Genomic DNA, 21,204 nt, shown 5'->3' on the forward strand with positions numbered 1-21,204 from the left:
ACCGCATCACTAGGAGAACGACACCATGCCCACGCCTACTAAGGGCGCCCGTCTGGGTTCCGGGCCCGCTCACCAGCGGCACATGCTGGCGAACCTGGCCACCTCGCTGTTCGAGCACGGCCGCATCCGCACCACGGAGGCCAAGGCCAAGCGCCTGCGTCCGTACGCCGAGAAGCTCATCACGCTCGGCAAGCGGGGCGACCTGCACGCCCGTCGCCAGGTGCTGACCAAGATCACGGACAAGGCCGTCGTGCACGAGCTCTTCACCGAGATCGGTCCGCGGTTCGAGAACCGTCCCGGTGGCTACACCCGGATCACCAAGATCGGTCCGCGCAAGGGCGACAACGCCCCGATGGCGATCATCGAGCTGGTCGAGGCGATGAGCGCCCCCGCCGCTCCGGCCGCCGCTGCCGCGGCTCCGGCCGAGGAGTCCACTGAGGCCAAGGCCGAGGAGTCCACTGAGGCCAAGGCCGAGGAGACCGCCACGGAGGCCCCCGAGGCCGCCGAGGAGAGCGCCGAGAACAAGTAGGGCGGATCATGCTCGGGCCGCGGCCCGGGTGACACGCTCGAGGAGTGCCCGACCCTTGCGGGGGTCGGGCACTTTGTTTTTGACGGCCCCGTCGCTGCCGCGTCCGGGGTACTGATCGGGGTGGGGATGGACGACAAGGAAACAACGGTCCGGCTGCGGCTGGACATCGCCTACGACGGCACCGACTTCTCCGGGTGGGCCAGGCAGCCCGCTCGGCGCACCGTGCAGGGCGAGCTGGAGTCGGCCCTGGCGAAGGTGCTGCGGCTGCCGGAGGCCGCCGTCACGTGCGCCGGGCGCACCGACGCGGGGGTACACGCCCGAGGCCAGGTCGCCCAGGTCGACGTTCCGCTCACGACCTGGGAGAGCGAGGGGGAGCGGGTTCTGCGGAGACTGGCCGGGGTGCTGCCGAAGGACGTCCGGGTCAACGGTGTCCGGTTGGCCCCGCCCGGGTTCGACGCGCGCTTCTCGCCGCTGTTCCGGCGTTACGTGTACCGGGTCAGCGACGCTCCCTACGGTGTGGACCCGCTGCGCCGCAGGGACGTGCTGTGGCACCGAAACCCGCTGGACGTGGACCGGATGAACGGGGCCGCGCGGCTGCTGGTGGGGGAGCACGACTTCGCGGCCTTCTGCAAGAAGCGCGAGGGTGCCACCACCATCCGGGAGCTGCTGCGGCTGGAGTGGGTCCGGGAGGAAGAGTTCCTTCTCGCCGGCACCATCCAGGCCGACGCGTTCTGCCACAACATGGTGCGCGCCCTTGTGGGTGCCCTCTTGGCGGTGGGGGACGGGCGACGCGAGGTCGAGTGGCCGGGGAGGGTCCTAGGGGCCGCGGTGCGCGACTCGTCGGTGCACGTGGTCGGTCCGCAGGGGCTGAGCCTGGAGGAGGTGCGCTACCCGGCCGACGGGGAACTGGCGGAGCGCGCCTCCCTCACCCGCCGAGTACGCGAGCTACCGTGCCAGGGCCACCGGGACTGAGCCGGCAGAGGTATCGGTTCTGACCCGGCACAGCCGGAAGGGCGCCCGGATTCCGATCCGGGCGCCCTTCCGGTCCCTCGCGTGTGCGGGTGGAGCGGGTGCTCCGCCTCAGGCGCGGTCGTCGGCGAGCGCGTCGTATGCGGAGTCGATGAAGCCGTCACCGATGTCGCGCAGCTCGGTGGCGTCGGCCTCTTCGCCGTCTTCAGCTTCGTCCCCGCTGCCGTCGCTGTTGGCGGAGAGGGAGAAGAGGAGGTAGCGGCCCCACTGGCCGCTGCTTCCGTGGCCGCCGGAGTAGCCGAGCCGTTCGGCGGCGGTCCCCTCTTCCCCGGGCAGGCCGGCGAACCACTGCGCGGCGACCAGGTCCTGTGCTCCCATAGCCTCCTCGGCCTCGGAGTCGCTGGGCATGGCCGCCACACCCACGGTCACGGCGTGGTTCTCGTCCTCGCTCAGGTACGAGGCGCGGACCATCTGACGGCAGTCGTTGTCGGTGAGGACCTGCCCGTAGTCGCCGTGTGTGCCCGCAGCGCAGTCCTCGATGTCGTCGACGGCCACGCGGCTGAACGAGCCCTGCCCCTCGACGTCGATCTGCTCGGGAAACAGGCTGTCCGGAGCCAGTTCGCCCGGATCGTCGCTCTCGTCCCCGACGGTGGAGGCGTTGGCGCCGCCGTCGGCGAGGCCGCCGCTGGCGAAGAAGAAGGCGCCGCCGCCCGCCACCACCAGCAGGGCGGTGAAGAGCGAACCCATCAGGATGGTGCGCTTCTTGGAGTTCTGCGGGGGATAAGGGTCGTCGTAGTCCCCGTAGTCGTCGTAATCGTCGTAGTCCTGGACACCCGTGACCTCGAACTGCGCGGTGTCGGCTCCGGCGTCCTCAGGTACCTCGTCCCGGTACAGCGGGCGCTCACCGGCGCTCGCGCCGGGGCCGGGAACCGCCCGCAGGTTCTGGGTCGAGCCCATCGCCTCAGCGGGGAAGACGGGCTCCTCCTGAGGCGGCGGTGGGGGCGCCGGGTGGCCGTGCTGGGTGTTGGGCGGGCCGCCGTGGGGTGGAGGGCCGCCGGAGTTCCCGGGCGGGGGCGGGGGGCCGTTCGGCGGCATTCCGGGGCCGCCGGGCATTCCGGGGCCGCCGGGCATTCCGGGGGGAAGGGCGTTGGGCGGGGGAGGCCCTTGCTGGTTCATGGGCGGCTGGCCGCCAGAGGGCCCGCCGGGGGGAAGGGCGTTGGGCGGGGGAGGCCCTTGCTGGTTCATGGGCGGCTGGCCGCCAGAGGGCCCGCCGGGGCCTCCAGGGGCCCCCACAGCGGGGGGTCCGGGCTGGCCCGGCTGTCCCTGCGGGCCGGGCTGACCCGGGGGTCCGGGGGGTCCGGGGGGTCCGGGGGGAGCCTGGGGCGGGCGTCCCTGCGGGGGCTGCGGGGCGGGAGCGCCCTGCGGACCGCCGGGGTTCGGGGGGCCGGAGGGAGGGGTCTGGCCAGGCTGGGGTGCGCCGGGAGGGACGTGCGGACCGCTCTGGGTGACATGTCCCATGCCGGGGTGGGGTCCGCCGGGTCCGCCGGGGGGCCCAGGGGCACCGGACGGGCCGCCAGGGCGACCGGGCAGGGGGCCGCCCTGCGTGGTGCCGCTCGGCGGCTGGGGCGCCTGCGGGCCGCTGGGGCGGGTGTTCGGCGGAAGCTGCGGGCCGCTAGGGGGCTGCGGGCCGCTAGGGGGGTGGGGTCCGTTAGGGGGGTGGGGTCCGCCCTGACCGCCCTGCGGGCCCGGTGGCGGGTTCCGGGGGTGCTGTCCGGGAGGGGCGGAGCCCTGCGGCGGCTGCGGGCCGGGGCCGCCAGGGTGCGGGGGGCGCTGGGCCGCGGATCCGTCCACGGGCGCGCCGGGCGCCTGCTGCGGGCCCGCTGTGGGAGGCTGGCCCTCGGGCTGGGAGGGTGATGAGCCGAGCAGGTCCTGGCCGTCGCCGGCCTCCGGGTGGAGAGGCCGTCCGTCTGGGCCGTACTGAGGCGGGTTCGGATGGGTGCTGATGGGAGTCTCCGAAGGCTCTGAGGGTGGGACTGGACCGCGGCTCTCCGGGCCGTGGCCTGATCCGCGCTGCCAGCGTCCGCCGCCGGTTCGGTGACCGTGACGGGCGTCTCCAAGGTGGACGTCAACGCCCGTGGTAGCGGGTGAAGACGGGTCTTTCGGTGCAAGGGTAGCCAACGTGCGGGCGGGGGAAGGACGAAGCACTCCTGACTGCAGGCATAATAAAAGGCGGAGAGGTCACGGATGTGAACCCGTCCCGGCGCTTTCCCGCCAGACGATCCCGCCGGTCCCGCCTGTCGCTCGTTTTGACCTGCGTCAGGATGGACGGGTAGGATATTTCGTCGTTGTGCGTTGAGTTGCCGTGGGCCCCAAACTCCCGAAGCTGGGTGCCGATCCACGCACCATCGTCTGCGCACTCACGACCGGGTTGTCCTGATTGGACATGGGACATCCGGCCAAGTAACAGATCCGCACCCGCGGGGTCTGTTTCCGGCCCCGCACCCGTAGGGGTGTTTTGTAATACGAGTCCACCATCCCGTTCGGGATGGGGCAGCCGACTGAAGAGCGAAGGCAAACGATCGTGCGCACATACAGCCCCAAACCTAGCGATGTCCAGCGTCAGTGGCACGTTGTCGACGCTACCGATCTCGTGCTCGGGCGTATGGCGAGCCAGGTTGCCACGCTGCTTCGGGGTAAGCACAAGGCCTACTACGCGCCCCACATCGACACCGGCGACTTCGTGATCGTCGTGAACGCCGACAAGGTTGCGCTGACCGGCAAGAAGCTCGAGCAGAAGCGCGCCTACCGGCACTCCGGCTACCCCGGCGGTCTGCGTTCGATCTCGTACGCCGACCTGCTGGAGAAGAACCCCGAGCGGGCCGTCGAGAAGGCCATCAAGGGGATGCTGCCCAAGGGTTCCCTCGGCCGTCAGATGGCCAAGAAGCTCAAGGTGTACGCCGGCCCGGAGCACCCGCACCAGGCCCAGCAGCCGGTTCCGTTCGAAATCACCAAGATCGAGCAGCCCGCCTAGGCGTTCGCAGACTTTTACAGGAAGCACGAGGATAACCGTGGTCGAGCCCACCGGCATCGAAGACGTCGCGCAGGACTTTGCTGAAAACCCCGAGGAGTTCCCCTCGGAGTTCACCAGCGAGTCGGACGAGACGACCGCCGCCTACGTCCCCACCGCGTCCGGCCCCAGCGCCGGCACCGGTCGGCGCAAGAAGGCTGTCGCCCGAGTCCGTATCACCCCTGGCGCGGGTGAGTGGAAGGTCAACGGCAAGCCGCTCGAGGACTACTTCCCGGACAAGGTCCACCAGCAGACCATCAAGGACCCCCTCGTCTCGCTCGGGTTCGACGGCGCCTACGACGTCTTCGCCCGACTGGACGGCGGCGGCCCCAGCGGCCAGGCCGGCGCGCTGCGGCACGGCATCGCCCGTGCGCTCGCCTCCCTGGACGTGGAGAACAACCGCCCGACGCTGAAGAAGGCCGGTTTCCTCACCCGTGACGACCGCGAGGTCGAGCGGAAGAAGGCCGGTCTCAAGAAGGCGCGCAAGGCTCCGCAGTTCTCCAAGCGCTAATGCTCGTCCGCCGGCACCTGCTCGGCTGAGTTCTCGCCCGTACGTCGTCCCCGCACCCGGGGGCGGCGTACGGGTTTTTGCTTTTTCCGGTGGCTCTCTCCGCCACGCTGAACTTCACCGGCGCCGTAACCCGGCGCCGCTTCTGAAAGGGGCTGTCGCCTGTGGCTCGGCTGTTCGGAACAGACGGCGTACGTGGTCTCGCGGGTCGCGACCTGACCGCTTCGCTCGCCCTCGACCTGTCCATCGCGGCGGCGAGGGTGCTGACGGGCAAGTACGAGGAGCGGCGCCCGCTGGCGGTGGTGGGTCGCGACCCCCGCGCGTCCGGCGAGTTCCTGGAGGCCGCGGTCGTCGCGGGCCTGGCGAGCACCGGTGTGGACGTGGTCCGGGTCGGTGTGCTCCCGACCCCCGCCGTGGCCTACCTGACCGGCGCCCTAGAGGCCGATTTCGGCGTGATGCTCTCCGCGAGCCACAACCCGGCCCCGGACAACGGCATCAAGTTCTTCGCCAAGGGCGGGCAGAAGCTCGAGGACTCCCTGGAGGAGGAGATCGAGGGCATGCTCGACGTGCCCTCGAACCCGGCAGTCGGCGACGCGGTCGGCCGGGTGACCGACTCCCACGAGGGCGCCGAGCTCTACACCCGGCACGTCCTGGACTCCCTGCCGCACGGCCTGAAGGGGCTCAAGGTGGTGATGGACTGCGCCAACGGCGCGGCCGCCACCGTGGCCCCGGAGGCGCTGCGCCGGGCGGGCGCCGAGGTGATCGCCATCGGGGACGCGCCCGACGGCCACAACATCAACCAGGGCTGCGGGTCCACGAGCCTGAGCGCCCTCCAGGAGGCGGTGCGCCTGCACGGTGCCGACGCCGGAATCGCCAACGACGGCGACGCCGACCGCTGCCTCGCGGTGGATTCCGAGGGCAACGTCGTGGACGGCGACCAGATCCTCGCGATCCTGGCGACCGAGGCCAAGGAGGCCGGGCGCCTGACCGAGGACACCCTCGTGGTGACGGTCATGTCCAACCTGGGGCTGAAGCTGGCGATGGCCCGCGAGGGGATCTCCGTGGTGGAGACCGCGGTGGGCGACCGGTACGTGCTGGAGGAGATGAAGAGCGGCGGGTTCGGCCTGGGCGGTGAGCAGTCCGGGCACGTGATCCTGCTCGACCACGCCACCACCGGTGACGGCCTACTGACCGGTCTGCACCTGCTGGCCGCCATGGCTCACCGCAAACAGGGCCTGGCCGAGCTGGCCAAGGTCATGACCCGCCTTCCGCAGGTCCTGATCAACGTCCCCGACGTCGACAAGGCCCGTGCCGACGACTCCGAGGAGCTGGGCGAAGCGGTGCGCTCGGCCGAGGCCGAGCTGGGCGAGACCGGGCGGGTCCTGATCCGGCCCAGCGGGACCGAGCCGAAGGTCCGCGTCATGGTGGAGGCCCCCGAGCAGGAGCAGGCCACCGCCGTGGCCGAGAGCCTCGCCGGGGTGGTCCGCTCGGCTCTCGGCTAGGGGTTTCTGAGGGTTCTGCGGGATTTTCCGCGCATCCGGGCACAGAGTGGCCCGGGTGCGCGTTTTCGTGTGTGCGGTGTGGTGGGGCGGGCCCCTGACGCGTCCTGCATAGGCTCGGACGCCTTGAGGCCCGTTGGGTGGGGCGGAAGAGGAGAGCGGACATGGTGACGGACGTGCGGTACGGGCACTCCTTGACGGTCGGCGTGGACATCGGCGGGACTAAGGTCGCGGCGGCCGTGATCACGGCGGGCGGCCGGGTGCTGGCGCGCCTGCGAGCCGAGACGCCGGAGCGGAGCAAGAGCCCCTCGGTGGTGGAAGACACCATCGTGTCGGTCGTGTCCGACCTGCGCCAGGAGTACACGGTGCGCGCGGTCGGGGTGGGAGCCGCCGGATTCGTCGACGAACGGCGGGCCAACGTGCTGTTCTCCCCGCACCTGTCCTGGCGGGAGGAGCCGCTCAGGGACGCGCTGTCCGTGCGCCTGGGCCTGCCCGTGGTGGTGGAGAACGACGCCAACGCCGCCGCCTGGGCCGAAGTGTGCGCGGGCGCCGGGCGCGGCGTGGACGACGTGCTGGTCGTCAACCTGGGCACCGGGATCGGCGGCGCGATCGTGCAGGACGGCTTGCTGCGCCGCGGCCGGTACGGGCTCGCGGGGGAGTTCGGGCACATGACGGTGGTCCCCGGGGGCCACCGCTGCGAGTGCGGCAACCGGGGCTGCTGGGAGCAGTACGCCAGCGGCAACGCGCTCACCCGCGACGCCCGGGAGCTGGTGGTCGCGGAGTCGCCGGTGGCGGAGGCGCTGAGCCAGGCGGTGGGCGGCGACCCGCGGCTGATCACCGGCCCGCTGGTGAGCGAACTGGCCCACAAGGGAGACCGGGCCTGCCGGGAGCTGTTGGAGGAGGCGGGCGGCTGGCTGGGAGTGGGCCTGGCCAACCTGGCGGCCGCCTTCGACCCCGAGCTCTTCATCGTCGGGGGAGGGGTCTCGGAGGTGGGTGAGCTGCTGCTGGGCCCGGCGCGGAGCGCGTTCGAGAAAGGGCTGACCGGCCGGGGCTACCGTCCGGAGGCGAGGGTGGTGGCCGCCGCTCTGGGCAACGAGGCAGGGATGATCGGCGCGGCCGACCTGGCGAGGGAGGCGCTGCCGAGGGGGCGGCAGCGCCGACGCCAACAGCGACTGGGCCGGGGCCGGTGGTGAGGGTCAGTGGCGACCGGTCAGGGCCTTCACGTCGATGTCGATCGGGAAGGGCACGTCCAGTTTGAGCCTTTCCCGGGCGATGGCGGTCGGGACATAGCGGGGCTCCTTGGTCCCGTCCAGTTCGTATACGTGGATCGCGGGTCCGTTGTCCTCGGGTTCGATCCGCCAGAAGTGCGGGATACCGGCGGCCGCGTACTTCATCGGTTTTGTTGTCCGGTCCCGGTCCTGGGACTCCTGGGAGACGATTTCGATGGCGATGAGAACGTCTTCGGGCGGAACATGGGTAGCCCGGTACCAGTCGAGGTGGTCGTCAGCACCTTCCTCGAACGTGTAGACGACGATGTCGGGTTCCGGGCGCTGGTACTTTCCCAGCTTCATGGTCATCTCGGCCAGGACGTCGATGTTCTTAGGGGCCAGGTCCTCGAGCTCGTGCGCCAGGTGCATCATGACGCGTGAGTGGAACTTGGTCTGGGGGGAAAGTAAGACGAGCGCTCCGTCGATGAGCTCCATCCGGGGGGCGCCCGGAGGAAGTTGGTCCATGTGGTCGGCGGTCCAGCCCCCGGGCGGGGTGAGGAACCATTCGGGGAGCGGCTCGGCCATCGAATCCTCCTGGGTCGATTCCTGAGCCCACTCTAGTGTCGCTGTTCTTCGCATGACAGGAACGTAGCGCTCCGTGACGACAGAGTGGGGCTCCTTGCCCATACCCGCTCGGGGCCTGTTCAACGAGGCTGGTCACGGTATTACCCGCGATTAACCGAACCCGGTTCTAGTGCGTGGGTCACATCCTCTGTAGAGTGCGGCACATGGATCTCAACGGAATCTCCGCCCTCGTTACGGGCGGCGCGAGTGGCCTCGGCGAGGCCACCGCCAAGGAACTCGCCTCCGCCGGTGCCACCGTCGTCATCGCCGACCTCAACGCCGAGCGCGGCGAGGCCGTCGCGAAGGAGATCGGTGGCGTCTTCGTCTCCACCGACGTCTCCCAGGAGGACCAGGTCAAGACAGCGGTGCAGGCGGCCGCGGACACCGGCAAGCCCTTCCGCGTGGCGGTCTCCTGCGCCGGCATCGGCTGGGCCACCCGCACGGTGGACCGGCACGGCAACCCCCACGACCTGGACAGCTACCAGAAGGTCATCCAGGTCAACCTGATCGGTACGTTCAACGTGCTCCGCCTGTCGGCGGCCGAGATCGCCAAGACCGAGCCGGTCAACGAGGACGGCGAGCGCGGCTCCATCCTCAACACCGCCTCCCTCGCCGGTATCGAGGGCCAGATCGGTCAGATCGCCTACTCGTCCTCCAAGGGCGGCGTGATCGGCATGACCCTGCCGGCCGCGCGCGACCTCGCCGCCGTCGGCGTCACCGTGAACACCATTGCCCCCGGCATCCTGGAGACGCCCATCTACGGCGACGGTCCGGGTTCCCAGGAGTTCAAGGACAAGCTCGCGGCCCCGGTGCCCTTCCCCAAGCGCCTCGGCACCGCCGAGGAGTTCGGCAAGCTCGCCCGGACCCTCCTCGAAGTCACCTACGTCAACGGCGAGGTCGTCCGTATCGACGGCGCCCTGCGCATGCCCCCGAAATAGGAGGACACCGTGTCCGACGAGGTTCTCTACACGTCTGAGGACGGCATCGCCGTCATCACGATCAACCGCCCCAAGGCCAAGAACGCGGTCAACGCCGCGGTCGCCGCCCAGATCGCCGAGGCGCTCGACGACGTCGACGCCCGCAAGGACGTCACCGCCGCGATCATCACCGGCGCCGGCGGCACTTTCTGCGCCGGGATGGACCTGAAGGCCTTCATGAAGGGCGAGGTCCCGGTGGTCGAGGGTCGCGGATTCGGCGGTTTCGCCGAGCGGGGCCCGAAGAAGCCGCTCATCGCCGCGGTCGAGGGTTACGCCCTCGCCGGTGGTTTCGAGGCCGTGCTCGCCTGCGACCTGGTCGTGGCCGCGGACGACGCCAAGTTCGGCATCCCCGAGGTCAAGCGCGGTCTGGTGGCCGGTGCCGGTGGCCTGCTGCGCCTGCAGAACCGCATCCCGCGCAACGTTGCGATGGAGTTCGCCCTCACCGGTGACTTCGTCGACGCCAAGCGGCTGGCGGACCTCGGCCTGGTCAACCAGGTCACCGAGAGCGGCGGTGCCCTGGAGGGTGCCAAGTCCCTCGCGGCCCGCATCACCCCGAACGGTCCGCTGGCCGTGAACGTCTCCAAGGAGATCTTCCAAGCCTCGGACGACTGGTCCACCGACCAGATGTGGGAGAAGCAGAACGAGCTGGCGGGCCCGGTGTTCGTCAGTCACGACGCCATGGAGGGGGCGGTGGCCTTCGCCGAGAAGCGTGCCCCCGTGTGGAAGGGCGAGTAGCCCGCACCCGCTCCGCGTTACCCGGCGGCCGCCCCGAGGGCGGCCGCCGTCGCCGTTTCCTGGGGCGCGCCGGACTGTTACTTATAGTCCATGAATAACTACTCTTCGTGTGTAATCTATGGGTGTCCGCCACCGGTCCGACGGAGGAAACGGCGCCGTGAACCACACACCTTCCTTGCGCGGGCCAGTGTCCGCGGCGTCAACGGGCACCGCCTGGGTCGAATCGCCCTTGCAGCTCCTGTCCGTCGCTGAGGCGTACGCCTCGGGCCAGCTCTTCGAGGCCGGCCAGATCCTCCTCCGTCCCGGGGCCCGAGGCCTCGCGGAGACCGCCGCGGAGCTGCGTCGTCTCTTCCCCGCGAACACCGCGCTCACCAGTCCTGCCCGGGTGCCCGAAGCCCCGGCCACGGCTGACGGCGTGTGGGCGATCGGCGACGTCTTCTCCGGCCAGGTGCAGCGCGCCCTGCTCGCCGCGCCGCGGTGCCGGATCGTTGTCGTCGACGACGGATTGGCCACCTGGCACCTGATCCGTCTGCTCAGCTCCGTCGTTCCCCGGCCCTTGTTGCGTGCCCGCGCCAGGAAGAGCCCCCTCCGCGCCGTGCTCGGTGCCGCGGTGGCGCTACGGCTGCGCCAAGCGGCCCGTTGGGGCAGGCTCTCCGTCTTCACCATGCTGCCCATGGACCCGGCGCTGGCCGCGAGGGCCGAAGCGATGGGAGTGCGCATCGTCCGCCACGGGTTCGGCATGCTGCGCTCGCTGCCCGACCAAGCCGTCCCGAGTGAGCGCCGGATCGTGCTCGGCACGGCCCTGGTCGCCGACGGACTGGTCCACCGGTCGAACTACCTGACCTGGCTCGACGGGCAGTCCCAGACTGGACCGCTCGCCTACTATCCGCACCGCAGAGAGGATTCAGAGGTGCTCAGCTTCCTCGACAGACACCCCCGCATCCGGGTGATCCGCCCGGCCATTCCCGTGGAACTCTCCCTCCGGGGGCTCGGTCCCGAACACACCGTCATGGCGCCGCCCTCCACGGCGCTGGTGTCCCTGCGCACCCTCGCCAAAGGGGCGGACATCCAGGCCGTGAGCCTCCCGGAGCACTGGTGGACCAAACGGGCCCGCCCCACCCTCCGTGCTGACCTGTCCGCCAGCGTGGAATTCGAGGCGGTGAGCGGTGAGGGGAACTGAGCAGCAGACCCGGACGCGGGTCCTGGCCGTCGCCGACTCCGACTCCTACGTGAAGCTTTCCGCGGCCATGACCGACGTCCTGCCGCCGGACCGGTTCGCGGTGGAGCACGTCGGTGTGCGTACGCCCCTCATGCCCTCGGCGGACCAAGCCCGCGCGGCCTTGGACGGCACGCGGAGCGCCGACCGTGCATGGACGGTCAAGTCGGCGTTGGGCGTGCGTGAGCTGGTCCGGCGGACGCGCCCCGACGTGGTGATGCTCAACTGCACCGGCCCGGTCGCCGACCTGCTCGCGCACCTCATCCTCGGTGCCAAGGGCGGCCCCCGGCCGGTGCTGGTGGCCGCGATGCCGGGCATCTCCATTCCGGCGACGGACATGGCTTGGCAGAACCGGGCCCGGATCGACCTCTTCGTCCTGCACAGCCGCAGGGAGGTCACCGACTTCAAGGAGTTGGGGGAGCGGCTCGGCCTCGGGGGCGAGGTGGGCCTGGCCCGGCTGCCGTTCCTCCCCGATCCGCGGCCGCGGGCGGCGGTGCCGGACAAGGTCGTCTTCGCGGCGCAGGCCACGGTTCCTGGGCAGAAGGAGCACCGGGAACAGATCCTGGTGGCGCTCGCGGACCTGGCGGAGAAGCGCCCGGACCTCGAAGTGGTGGTCAAGCTCCGCGGCCTGGAGGGTGAAGCGCAGACCCACGCCGAGCGTCATCACTACCAGGCGCTGTGGCACGGACTCGTGCGGAGCGGTCGCGTCGCCGCCGATGCGGCCGTACAGTTCCGGACCGGGGCGATGGCGGACCACCTGGAGTCCTCAGTCGGTCTTGTGACGGTCAGCTCCACCGCCGCGCTGGAGGCGGTCGCGCTCGACGTGCCCATCGCCGTGCTGACCGATTTCGGGATCAGCGGCAAGATGATCAACACGGTGTTCGAGGGCAGCGGGACCTTCTGCACGCTGGACGATCTCCGGGCGGCCTGCTTCCACCGGCCGTTCCCGGAGTGGACCGAACGGAACTACTTCCACCGTCCCCAGGACAACGACTGGATCGACGTGCTCGACTCCCTCGTGGAGCGGGGGCGTGGGGGCGGGTTGCCCACCCGCCCCGACCCGCTCGCCGGGCCGGCCCGGCGCCGGGTCAGATCACGCTACTTCGCCAAGCTGACCCTCCCGCTTCAGGTGGTGAAGGGGGCCGGCAGCCTGCGGCGCAGGACACGCGACCTGCGCCGCAGACTGCGCAGGGCCCTCCGGGCGAAGCTCTGACGCGGCGGGGCCATGGGGGGCTTCGGCTGCTTGCCGGCCGGGGCCCCCGGGCACGGGAGGTTGAGCGCCCAGAGCCGTTTGCGCTTGAAGTAGCGGTCCGCCGTGCTGTCACAGGACCTCAGGTAGGTCTCGGCCGCCTCCCTCAGGTGGGGGTGGACGCTGGCCTGCATGCAGTAGGCCACGGCCCGGATGAGGGGTTCCAGTTCCTCGCGGCGGCTCGCCTCGGGGATCGCCGGGGCCTGGATCTCTCCAGAACTCAGCAGCCTCGGCATCGTGGTGTCCGCGATGACCAGCGGTATCCGGTTGGAGTTCTCGTACGGGGACAGCCGCTCCAGGAGGAGGCCGTTGCCCACCGTGGCCACCGGGATGCCGTACAGCTGGCTTGCCGTGCTGAGCGAGGTGGAGAAGGCGCCGACGACCAGCTCGGGCGGGTTCGTGGCGTACCAGGCCTCGACCGGAACGGAGGCGTCGAGGAGTGTCAGCCTGACGCCCGCGCGCTCCGCGGCCGCTCGCATGGCGGGCGCCATCCCTTCGGCGTTCATCGGATGGCCTTTGAAGGCGACGGTGCGGTGGCCCGCTCGGGCGCAGGCGTAGAGGGCTCGCACACAGATCTCGGTCTCCTCTGTGGCGCTGAGCAGGTTCAGCGCCGCGAGGTACTGGCCGACGATGAGCGCGGTCGCCGGGCTGCTTTCTGGGGCAGCGGCGTCGAGGCGGTCCGGGACGGACTTGGCGACCTCCAGCGCGACGGTGCGGAAGGCCTCGGCGCCGACGGGCGTGTACTCCACCTCTGCCTCGGAGAGCACCATCGGGCTGATCCCGGGCAGGAGGTCCAGGTGGACGACCCGTTCGAACCGCGTGCTCGTCTCACGGTTCAGTGGGTCGCGGGTGGGGCTGTAGCTGGCAAGTCCGTCGGAGATGACGGTCAGGCGGGCGTCGTCGAAGATCTCGATGAGCCCCTTGGACGGTTCGCCTTGGATGGCTTCCACCACGAGTTCCGGGGCCTGGCCCCCCAAGGCCAGGTGGGACCCCAGAAGCCCGCGGAACAGGGTGCGGTCGTCCTCGCGGGCGCTCCACCGCTTCGGGTGGTGCGGCCAGATGAGCGCGTTGTAGGAGACGACCTCGTGGAACCGTTCGCTCAGGGTCGCGAAGCCCGGTGCCTCGGTCAGGGACGGGGCGATCTCGGGGATTTCGGCGTTGTCCACCACCAGGAGGACGCGGCGCTCATTGCCGAACAGCCCGGAGTCGATGGCGGCGGTCAGGCTCATCAGGCCGAAGACGCGGGATGCGACGAAGATCTGGGTCATGTGGTGGGTACCAATCCTGGGCTTCGAAGAGGCACTGCTGAGTGGTCGTCCGGGCACGTGGTCCGCTGTCCGTATGCGGTGGTTACGCGCGCTCCCCGCGGGGTGCCCGCGAGGCGTGCAGTTCGCGCAACCGCTGCTCCTCCTTGCTGCTGAGCTCACGGAGCACAACGTCGAGGAGGGCCGGGGGCAGCCTCCGCAGGGTGGCGGCGGCCCGGTCGATGAGGGTGCGCTGCAAGGTGGGGGAGAGCCTCTGCTTGCGGTTGATGTGGCGGTGCATGATCTTGCAGTAGGTGTGCAGGGCCTTGGGAAGGTAGCGGTGTGCGTCGCGGTCCGTGCTCACCATGTCCACGACCTGGTCGAAGGCGTCGAAGAAGTGCAGTTGGCGCCGGTCTCCGACTTGGGTGAGCGATCCGGGAACCTCGCGTCGGTAGAAGACGCCGAGCATGGGGAGCCTGGCGTAGGACTTGGCGTTGAGGTGCAGACGCCAGATCCAAGGGCGGTCCTCACAGGTCAAGAGGTTGGTGTCGAAGGTGAGTAGGCCCTGGTCGACCAGGTGGCGTGAGTAGATACCGGTGCACGCGTAGGGGTGGTCCACCGCACTCCTGGTGTAGTTCGGCAGGATGCCGGTCCGGGGGTCGAGCGGCCGGTTGGTCCGCCCTTCCGGGACCACGACCTGGACGCGGTGTTCGGGGTAGACCTCGACCAGGTCGGTTCTTGCGAAGTCGACACCCAGCTCGGCGGTGGCGTCCACGGCCTTGGGCAGGTAGCCCGGGGCCAACCAGTCGTCACCGTCGAGGTAGGTGATGTAGCGACCGGAGGATTCCTGGAGCCCTTGGTTGCGCGCGGCCGAGAGCCCGGTCGGGTGTTCGTTGTGCAGGATGCGCAGGTTGGGCAGGCGCTGGCGGAACGCGTCCACGATCTCGGGGGTCCGGTCGGAGGAGCCGTCGTTGACGACGATGTACTCGAAGTCGGGACGGTCGTTGCGGACCAGGCTGTTCAGTGTGTCGCCGATGTAGGGTTCCACGTCCTTGGCCGGAATGATCACGGACAGGGATGGCATGCGTCCTCCATGGAGGGTGGCAGTATGAATTCGGAGAGTGACCGGCGAAGCCGTCTCGCCGGTCACTCTCCTTGTGGGGCCGGGTGGTCAGACAGTGGTGCGGCGGAGGCGCTTGCGGGGCTCCTCCTCGCCGGGGAAGACGCGCTTGACGCCGTCGCCCAGGGCGTCCTGGACCACCCGGATGTCGCGGACCAGGTTGTTCAGGCCGTTGGGCTCCAGGGACGCCGAGTGGTCCGAGCCCCACATGGTGCGGTCCAGGGTGATGTGCCGTTCCACCGTGACCGCACCCAGCGCGGCGGCCGCCACCGAGATCTGCAGTCCCCGCTCGTGGCCCGAATAGCCCACCGGGACGCGGTAGCGCTCGCGCAGGGTCTCGATGGTCCGCAGGTTCCCCTCCTCCGGCGGCATCGGGTACGTCGAGGTGGAGTGCATGATGACGAGTTGCCGCGCCCCCAGAACGGTGACCGCGGCGTCGATCTCCTCCAGTGTGGACATGCCGGTCGAGAGTCAGGATCGGTTTGCCGGTCCCGGCCAGGGCGCGGAGCAGTTCGAGGTCGGTGACGGAGGCCGAGGCCACCTTGTGGGCGGGCACCGCCATCTCCTCCAGGAACTCCACCGACGGGACGTCCCAGGGTGAGGCGAACCAGTCCAGCCCCAGCTCGGCGCAGTACTTGGTGATCTCGGTGTACTCGTCGCGGCCGAGCTCCACCCTGTGCTTGTAGTCCAGGTAGGTCATCTCGCCCCACGGCGTCTGGCGCATGCGCTGCTGCTGTTCCAGCGGGACGCAGATCTCCGGGGTGCGCTTCTGGAATTTCACCGCCTGGCAGCCGGCCTCGGCGGCCGCGTCGATCAGCTTCTTGGCGATCCCGATGTCACCGTTGTGGTTGATGCCGATCTCCCCGATGACGTACACGGGTTGGCCGGGGCCCACCAGGTGCTCGCCGATCGGCACGGGCGTGATCTCGGTCCTCAGGTGCGGTGGAGTGCTGGTGCGTTCGACGACAGAGGTCATCGTGTTCCCTTCCGGGCCTTGAGTACACGTTCACAGAGTTCTCGGACCGCGCCGTCGCCGCCCTCTCGGTTCAGGACCACGCGTGCCGCGGCCAGGACCTCTGGGTGCGAGCCGGGAACGGCCACCGGCCAACCGACCAGGGACAGGCATCCCAGATCGTTGACGTCATTGCCCACGTAGGCCACACGTGCCGGGTCGAGGTTCTCCTCGGCCAGCCACTCAGCCAGGGCCGTCCGTTTGTCGGACAGCCCGTGCAGGACCGGGGTCTTGAGCTTGTCGGCCCGGGCGCACACGACCGGGTTCTCCTCGGTGGACAGGATCAGGACCCGCACCCCGGCCTCCCGGAGGAGTTTGACCCCCATGCCGTCGGACCTGCTGACGGTCACGGACTCCCCGCCGCTCTCGGTGACGGCGGCCCGGTCGTCGGTGTGGACCCCGTCGAAGTCGGTGACGACGGCGTCCACGTCGATGGGTGCCCTTTCCGGGTCCGCGAGGGGTGCCAGACCTCGCACCAGGTGCAGGTCGTCGGGCACGTCCACCTCGAAGCCGTGCAGCGGGGAGACCGCCTCGGCGGCGATCCTGCCGAAGAAGCGGTGGCGGTGGGCGCGCAGGCCTTGTGAACGCATGGCGTAGAAGGCGCCGGTCTCCTGGAACTGCGGGTCCCGGTCCTGCCTGCGGGGGCGGTGCGTGTGCTCGTGGTTGACCCCGCGGGCGCCGGCCGGGGTCGGGCGCCACAGGAAGGCGTGTGTCACGGTCGCCGAGAACACGCTGTCGGCGTCGCCGTCGAGGATGCGCCGGACGGCGGAGTCGAGGTCGGCCGGGCTGATGAACGGGCTCGTGCACTGGACGAAGACGATCACGTCCGGAGCCGCCCCGTCGGAGTCCTCGAGGGTGTCGAGCGTGTGCAGGAGGACGGCTTCGGAGGAGACGGTGTCGCCGCCCAGGTTCGCGGGGCGCCGCAGCACGCGGGCGCCCGCGCCGGCGGCGGCCTCCGCGATCTGCTCGTGGTCCGTGGACACCACGGTCTCGTCCACGGTGTGCGCGGCCCCGCAGGCGCGGACCGCGCGGGTGACGAGGGGGACGCCGCCGACCGGCTCCACGTTCTTGAGGGGGATTCCCTTCGAACCCCCGCGTGCGGGGATCACGGCGGTCACACGCACAGAGCACTCCCAGATTTATAACCCTAAGTAGTCATTTGATTACTTTGGATGGTAGTGGGAGGAGAGTGCGGACGCCACGAGGCACGACCGGCGTTGCACCCTTTCTCGTGGGCCCCGAGGGTTCCAGTCTGCTTACCGTCCGTGGGTAGCCTGGGCTGGTTCACCCCGAGTGCCAAGGAGACGGCTTCGTGTCCCTCACCCCTTCATGGGGCCGATCCGAGAACCGGACCGGTCCGATCACGGTTCTCGCGGTCGCCGACTCCGCCGACCGGGTCAGGATGTCCGTCGCCATGCTCGACCCCCTCTCCGGCGGCGGGAACACCGTGGGGCTGGCCGTCGTCCGCTCCGAGACCACGCCCTCACCGGCCAGGATCCGTGCAGAGACCGAGGGCACCCGGCAGGCAGGGTTGCGCGTCCCCGTCCTCACCGGGCGGCAGATCCGCAAGCTCGTGCTGCGGCGCCGACCGGACGTCGTGGTCCTCAACTGCGACGGTCCGTTCGTGGAAGCACTGTCCTGGTCGACGCGGTCGATCGTCCGCCGCTACCGTCCGGTGGCGGTGTCCGCCCTGCCCGGGCTCGCGGTGCCCGCGGCGGAGGGCACGTGGCTCCACCGTTCACGGGTCGACCTGCTCGTGGCGCACAGCCACCGGGAGGTTTCCGAGTACGCCGCCCTGGGCGAGAAACTCGGGATCGCGGGCGAGGTGGGGCTGGGAAGCCTGCCCCTCGACCGCCACGAGGGCGCTGGGCCGACCCGGAGGACCCGGGTGGTGTACGCGGCTCTGCCCGGGGTCCCGGAGGCGGAGCGGGGCCGGGAGAGCATCCTCCTCGCCCTGTCCGAGGTGGCGCGGTACCGGCCTGAACTGGAGGTCGTTGTGCACGTGGGGTACGAGGGCGAGGCCCCCGGCGGCCATCTGGACACATGGCGTGCGCTGACCGCTTCCGGGAGTGCCCCCGAATCCGCTCTGCTCTTCCGCTCCGGGGCGCTGTCCACGCAGCTGGAAGGGGCGCGGGGACTCGTCGCGGTGGGGTCGGCCGCCGTGCTCGAAGCGATCGAGAACAGGGTTCCCGCCCTCGTCCTCACGGACTTCGGGGTGGGCGCGGCGCAGGGCAACGCGGCCTTCGAGGGCAGCGGGCTGTTCGGCACCCTGGCCGACGTGCGGGCCACCCGCTTCCACAAGCCGGGCCGGGTCTGGGGCGAGCACAACCACTTCCACCCCGCGGACCACAACGACTGGGTGGAACGCCTGCACGGCCTGCTGGAGCGCGCCGACCGGGGCGATCTGGCCTGAGCGCAGTGTGGCCGAGCACCGGTCACAGGGACCAGTGCCGGACCGGCTGGCTCAGGGATGGGCCTCCTGGTTCTGGAGGGCAGTGGCCGCCTCCATCAGGGTGGGCTCACCCATGGGGGCGTGGCCGGTGGCCTCCAGGATGTGCGGCTCCATGACCACCGCGAGGGACTGCGAGAAGGCGTAGGTGAGGTGGTGGTTGTCGTAGAAGACCAACTGGTTGCCGATCGCCCCGTGGCAGACCTCGTCCGAGCACAGGTAGTCGGTCATGTCGAGGAAACGCGTGTTGTGCGGGACGTTGGCGAGGTTCTTGAAGGGCGCCTCGGGGGCCATGGAATCGGACCGCGGTGCGGAGCACTCTGCCGGGGAGTTGCGGTCGACGCATTCGGCGACGTTGAAGTCGAACCGGGGGGTGTCCCGGACCGCGATCGTGTCGATACCCATGGCGTCCAGCTGCCGCCATCGCTCCAGGAAGCCCTCGGGGATCTGCTCCTCCCCGTCCGCGGATCCGGGGGTGAGGGAGGCCAGGGTGAACACGGCGTCGGGGGACAGCTCGGTGAGCTCGTCCATGACGTTGTCGTTCCAGGTCCCGCACGCCTCGTCCACGGAGCCGCCGCGGTAGTGCACCTGGTCGCTGAACTGGCAGCCGTTCTTGGTCATGAGGACCATGTGCCAGCCGTGCTGGTCGGCGAGTGTCTCGACCGCCTGGAACCAGTGCCGCACGTGCGAACTGCCCACCAGGGCGATCGTGTAGTCGGATCCCACGTTTCCGAACTCGCAGGTCACGGCTTCGGTGTCGTCGGTCGTCGCGTTGTTGCACTCGTCGGTCTGGTCGATGGTGTCGCGAGCGGCCGTGCTCGTGTCCGGGTAGACCGGCAGCTCGGGCAGGTTCTCGGCGACCTCCTCGTCGAGGTGCACGGCGGCGCCCGGGTAGGCGAGGGGGTTCGAACTGAGCTCCGCGCGCAGCTGCCGGTCCCGTTCGAGGGACTGGCCCCACATGGCGCCCCCGACCAGCACGGGGATGATGAAGATGACCCCGGCCGCCAGCGACCAGCTCGGGGTGCGGAGCCTTCGGGTCACCCGGTTGACCCCGCCGTCGATCACCCAGCTGGTGAGCAGGGCGGCGGCGAACGACGCCCCCAGGACCAGGAAGCCGCCGCTGAGGGAGGGGCGGACGCGCTCGGTGAGCTCCAAGTAGACGATCAGCACCGGCCAGTGCCACAGGAACAGCGTGTAGGCGTGCCCGCCCAGCCAGGTCAGGGGGCGCATCCCCAGGAAGTGGTTCGCGGACAGGCGGTGGGGCTCGACATTGCCGGCGCCCGCGAGGATGACCAACAGCGCGGCCAGGGTCGGCCACAGGGAGGCGTAACCGGGGTAGGGGATGGAGTCGCCGATCACGAACCCGCACAGGACCAGCGCGACCAGCCCGAGCCAGCCGGACACGAGGCTCAGCCAGCCCGGAAGTTTCACCCGGTGGATCACCAGGGCGAGCAAGCCGCCCATGGCGAGCTCCCACAAGCGCGCCCCGGTGTCGAAGTAGGCCCACACCGGCTCGGTGGAGGTGATCCACAGGGAGTAGCCCAAAGAGACCGCGAACACCGTTCCCACGGCGGCCGCCGCGACATGGCGGATCCGCACGCCCAGCCACACGGCGATCAGGCCGGCGGCGGTGATCAGGATCGGCCATACCAGGTAGAACTGCCCCTGGATGGCCAGGGACCAGAAGTGCTGCACTGGGCTGGCCGCGGCGCTCTCCGCCATGTAGTCGACCGACCCCAGCGCCAGGTGCCAGTTCCCGTAGTAGAGCGCTGCCGCACGCACGTCGTCGATGACCGTCATCCACTGCGAGCGCGGGAAGAACAGGTAGGCCATCACCAGGACGGCGCCCAGCACGACCGCGCCCGCGGGGAACAGTCTCTTGACCAGCTTGGTCCAGAAGGCCCCGAAGGCGATGCGGCCGTCGCGCTCCATGGCGCGGACCAGCGAACCCGTGATGAGGAAGCCGGTGAGCAGCAGGAAGACGTCGACGCCACCCGAGACCGTGCCGAACCAGATGTGGTAGACGGCGATCAGGAGGGCGGCGACTGCGCGCAGCCCTTCGATGTCGGGGCGCCGACGGCTTTTCGCGGTCACCGGTGACGCGACGGCGTCGGTGACGTTGTTCAGGGCAGGAACGGACACGGGGCAGCCTCGGGCTCGAAGGAGGTGAAGGCAGGGGGCCAGACGGTCAAGCGGCACTTAGAGGGGCCCGCTGGTTGTGGCGCGGCGCCTAAGGGAGTTGCCCTGCCGGTCCAGTATCAGCACCCGGGGGGAGTGACCTGCGTTCGGGCACGGTCATGTTGTCGAGTCGAGATGAAATCTGTGTGAATGTGTAGCCCTGAACAGTGCGAACGCGTGTGCTCAGTCACAGTCGGCGCTCTGATGTGAACCGAATCCGCTGCGGCCGACACGATCGTGCGTTGACCGGATTCTCGCGTAACGCTCGTCGGGCAGGCATGACCTGCGATGAGTCGCGTTCTCGTCACAGTTCACCCTGTGCTCATCATCGGTTCATCACTTTTTCTGACATACGTCGCGATCTGGACAACCGCCCAGGGCGGAGAGGCGTCACCCCTCTCAGGTGACACCGCTACCCGAGAGGCATCCCCCACGTGAACTGCACAGATTGTGACGACGTGTATGAAGAGGGTGAGGAGTTCTTCTACGACGATGACGGCACTTTCGGTGTCCGTGCTCCCGTCCACCTCGACCGCGGCCCCCTCGAAAGCGGTTTCTGACACACTCCCCCGCGCCATCCCATCCGACCGACCGGGTCGTGGTTCCCCGGTTCCGCCGCA

The 21,204-nt window shown here is 70.0% G+C and carries 18 protein-coding genes and 1 pseudogene; 11 read left to right on the forward strand and 8 right to left on the reverse strand.

All coding sequences use genetic code 11. The features are described 5' to 3' along the window. Nucleotides 1-25: 25 nt before the first annotated feature. Entirely contained in the window at nucleotides 26-529 is a 504-nt protein-coding gene (gene rplQ, locus ACYVDG_RS07435; RefSeq protein ID WP_460747657.1) for a 50S ribosomal protein L17, read from the forward strand. 126 nt (nucleotides 530-655) lie between these two features. Then, a complete protein-coding gene (gene truA, locus ACYVDG_RS07440; protein WP_460747659.1) occupies nucleotides 656-1,501 on the forward strand; it encodes a tRNA pseudouridine(38-40) synthase TruA in 846 nt (281 codons plus the stop codon). A 108-nt stretch (nucleotides 1,502-1,609) separates the two neighbouring features. On the opposite strand, the gene ACYVDG_RS07445 is transcribed toward truA, so the two are convergent. After that, a complete protein-coding gene (locus ACYVDG_RS07445; RefSeq protein WP_460747660.1) occupies nucleotides 1,610-2,455 on the reverse strand; it encodes a hypothetical protein in 846 nt (281 codons plus the stop codon). Nucleotides 2,456-4,079: 1,624 nt separating this feature from the next. Between ACYVDG_RS07445 and rplM the strand changes: the two genes are divergently transcribed. From rplM to ACYVDG_RS07465, 4 genes are all read left to right on the forward strand, one after another. After that, nucleotides 4,080-4,529: a 50S ribosomal protein L13 gene (rplM, locus tag ACYVDG_RS07450; RefSeq protein ID WP_460747661.1), complete on the forward strand. Its 450-nt coding sequence runs from the start codon at nucleotides 4,080-4,082 to the stop codon at nucleotides 4,527-4,529. Nucleotides 4,530-4,566: 37 nt separating this feature from the next. After that, nucleotides 4,567-5,076 carry a 30S ribosomal protein S9 gene (rpsI, locus tag ACYVDG_RS07455; protein ID WP_460747662.1) on the forward strand — a complete coding sequence of 170 codons (510 nt, stop codon included), beginning with the start codon at nucleotides 4,567-4,569 and terminating at the stop codon, nucleotides 5,074-5,076. 161 nt (nucleotides 5,077-5,237) lie between these two features. Beyond that, nucleotides 5,238-6,575, forward strand: a complete 1,338-nt coding sequence (gene glmM, locus ACYVDG_RS07460) for a phosphoglucosamine mutase (protein WP_460747663.1) — start codon at nucleotides 5,238-5,240, stop codon at nucleotides 6,573-6,575. Between the two features lie 161 nt (nucleotides 6,576-6,736). Beyond that, nucleotides 6,737-7,765, forward strand: coding sequence for an ROK family glucokinase (locus tag ACYVDG_RS07465; protein WP_460747664.1), 1,029 nt, complete (start codon nucleotides 6,737-6,739; stop codon nucleotides 7,763-7,765). 3 nt (nucleotides 7,766-7,768) lie between these two features. Here the strand turns inward: ACYVDG_RS07465 and ACYVDG_RS07470 are convergent, their stop codons facing one another. Beyond that, a complete protein-coding gene (locus tag ACYVDG_RS07470) occupies nucleotides 7,769-8,365 on the reverse strand; it encodes a Uma2 family endonuclease (RefSeq protein ID WP_460747665.1) in 597 nt (198 codons plus the stop codon). A gap of 203 nt (nucleotides 8,366-8,568) precedes the next feature. On the opposite strand from ACYVDG_RS07470, the gene ACYVDG_RS07475 reads away from it, so the two are divergent. From ACYVDG_RS07475 to ACYVDG_RS07490, 4 genes are all read left to right on the forward strand, one after another. Continuing rightward, the gene (locus ACYVDG_RS07475; protein WP_460747666.1) at nucleotides 8,569-9,342 is read left to right on the forward strand and encodes an SDR family NAD(P)-dependent oxidoreductase; all 774 of its coding nucleotides are present in this window, start codon (nucleotides 8,569-8,571) and stop codon (nucleotides 9,340-9,342) included. Between the two features lie 9 nt (nucleotides 9,343-9,351). Continuing rightward, nucleotides 9,352-10,116 carry a crotonase/enoyl-CoA hydratase family protein gene (locus ACYVDG_RS07480; protein WP_460747667.1) on the forward strand — a complete coding sequence of 255 codons (765 nt, stop codon included), beginning with the start codon at nucleotides 9,352-9,354 and terminating at the stop codon, nucleotides 10,114-10,116. Between the two features lie 157 nt (nucleotides 10,117-10,273). Continuing rightward, nucleotides 10,274-11,296 (forward strand): hypothetical protein, encoded by a 1,023-nt coding sequence (locus ACYVDG_RS07485; RefSeq protein WP_460747668.1) that lies wholly within the window; start codon nucleotides 10,274-10,276, stop codon nucleotides 11,294-11,296. Next, on the forward strand, nucleotides 11,283-12,545 hold the full coding sequence (locus ACYVDG_RS07490) for a DUF6716 putative glycosyltransferase (RefSeq protein WP_460747669.1): 1,263 nt from the start codon (nucleotides 11,283-11,285) through the stop codon (nucleotides 12,543-12,545). Before ACYVDG_RS07485 ends, ACYVDG_RS07490 begins: the two co-directional genes overlap by 14 nt. On the opposite strand, the gene ACYVDG_RS07495 is transcribed toward ACYVDG_RS07490, so the two are convergent. The 5 genes and pseudogenes from ACYVDG_RS07495 to ACYVDG_RS07515 all read right to left on the reverse strand — a co-directional run bounded on the left by ACYVDG_RS07495 (nucleotide 12,458) and on the right by ACYVDG_RS07515 (nucleotide 17,075). Next, complete coding sequence (locus ACYVDG_RS07495; protein ID WP_460747670.1) at nucleotides 12,458-13,849, reverse strand: polysialyltransferase family glycosyltransferase; 1,392 nt, start codon at nucleotides 13,847-13,849, stop codon at nucleotides 12,458-12,460. The genes ACYVDG_RS07490 and ACYVDG_RS07495 overlap by 88 nt on opposite strands. A gap of 82 nt (nucleotides 13,850-13,931) precedes the next feature. Beyond that, complete coding sequence (locus tag ACYVDG_RS07500) at nucleotides 13,932-14,909, reverse strand: glycosyltransferase family 2 protein (protein WP_460747671.1); 978 nt, start codon at nucleotides 14,907-14,909, stop codon at nucleotides 13,932-13,934. A gap of 87 nt (nucleotides 14,910-14,996) precedes the next feature. After that, entirely contained in the window at nucleotides 14,997-15,404 is a 408-nt protein-coding gene (locus ACYVDG_RS07505) for an N-acetylneuraminate synthase family protein (protein WP_460747673.1), read from the reverse strand. 73 nt (nucleotides 15,405-15,477) lie between these two features. Continuing rightward, a pseudogene (locus tag ACYVDG_RS07510) lies at nucleotides 15,478-15,921 on the reverse strand (N-acetylneuraminate synthase family protein); the annotation flags it as partial. Then, entirely contained in the window at nucleotides 15,918-17,075 is a 1,158-nt protein-coding gene (locus ACYVDG_RS07515) for a cytidylyltransferase domain-containing protein (protein WP_460747674.1), read from the reverse strand. The gene ACYVDG_RS07515 and the pseudogene ACYVDG_RS07510, both read right to left, overlap by 4 nt. 194 nt (nucleotides 17,076-17,269) lie before the next feature. Between ACYVDG_RS07515 and ACYVDG_RS07520 the strand changes: the two genes are divergently transcribed. After that, nucleotides 17,270-18,370 carry a DUF6716 putative glycosyltransferase gene (locus ACYVDG_RS07520; RefSeq protein ID WP_460747675.1) on the forward strand — a complete coding sequence of 367 codons (1,101 nt, stop codon included), beginning with the start codon at nucleotides 17,270-17,272 and terminating at the stop codon, nucleotides 18,368-18,370. Nucleotides 18,371-18,421: 51 nt separating this feature from the next. On the opposite strand, the gene ACYVDG_RS07525 is transcribed toward ACYVDG_RS07520, so the two are convergent. After that, nucleotides 18,422-20,548 (reverse strand): acyltransferase family protein, encoded by a 2,127-nt coding sequence (locus ACYVDG_RS07525; protein ID WP_460747676.1) that lies wholly within the window; start codon nucleotides 20,546-20,548, stop codon nucleotides 18,422-18,424. Nucleotides 20,549-21,204 lie beyond the last annotated feature (656 nt).

This window comes from Nocardiopsis oceani, from assembly GCF_054777395.1.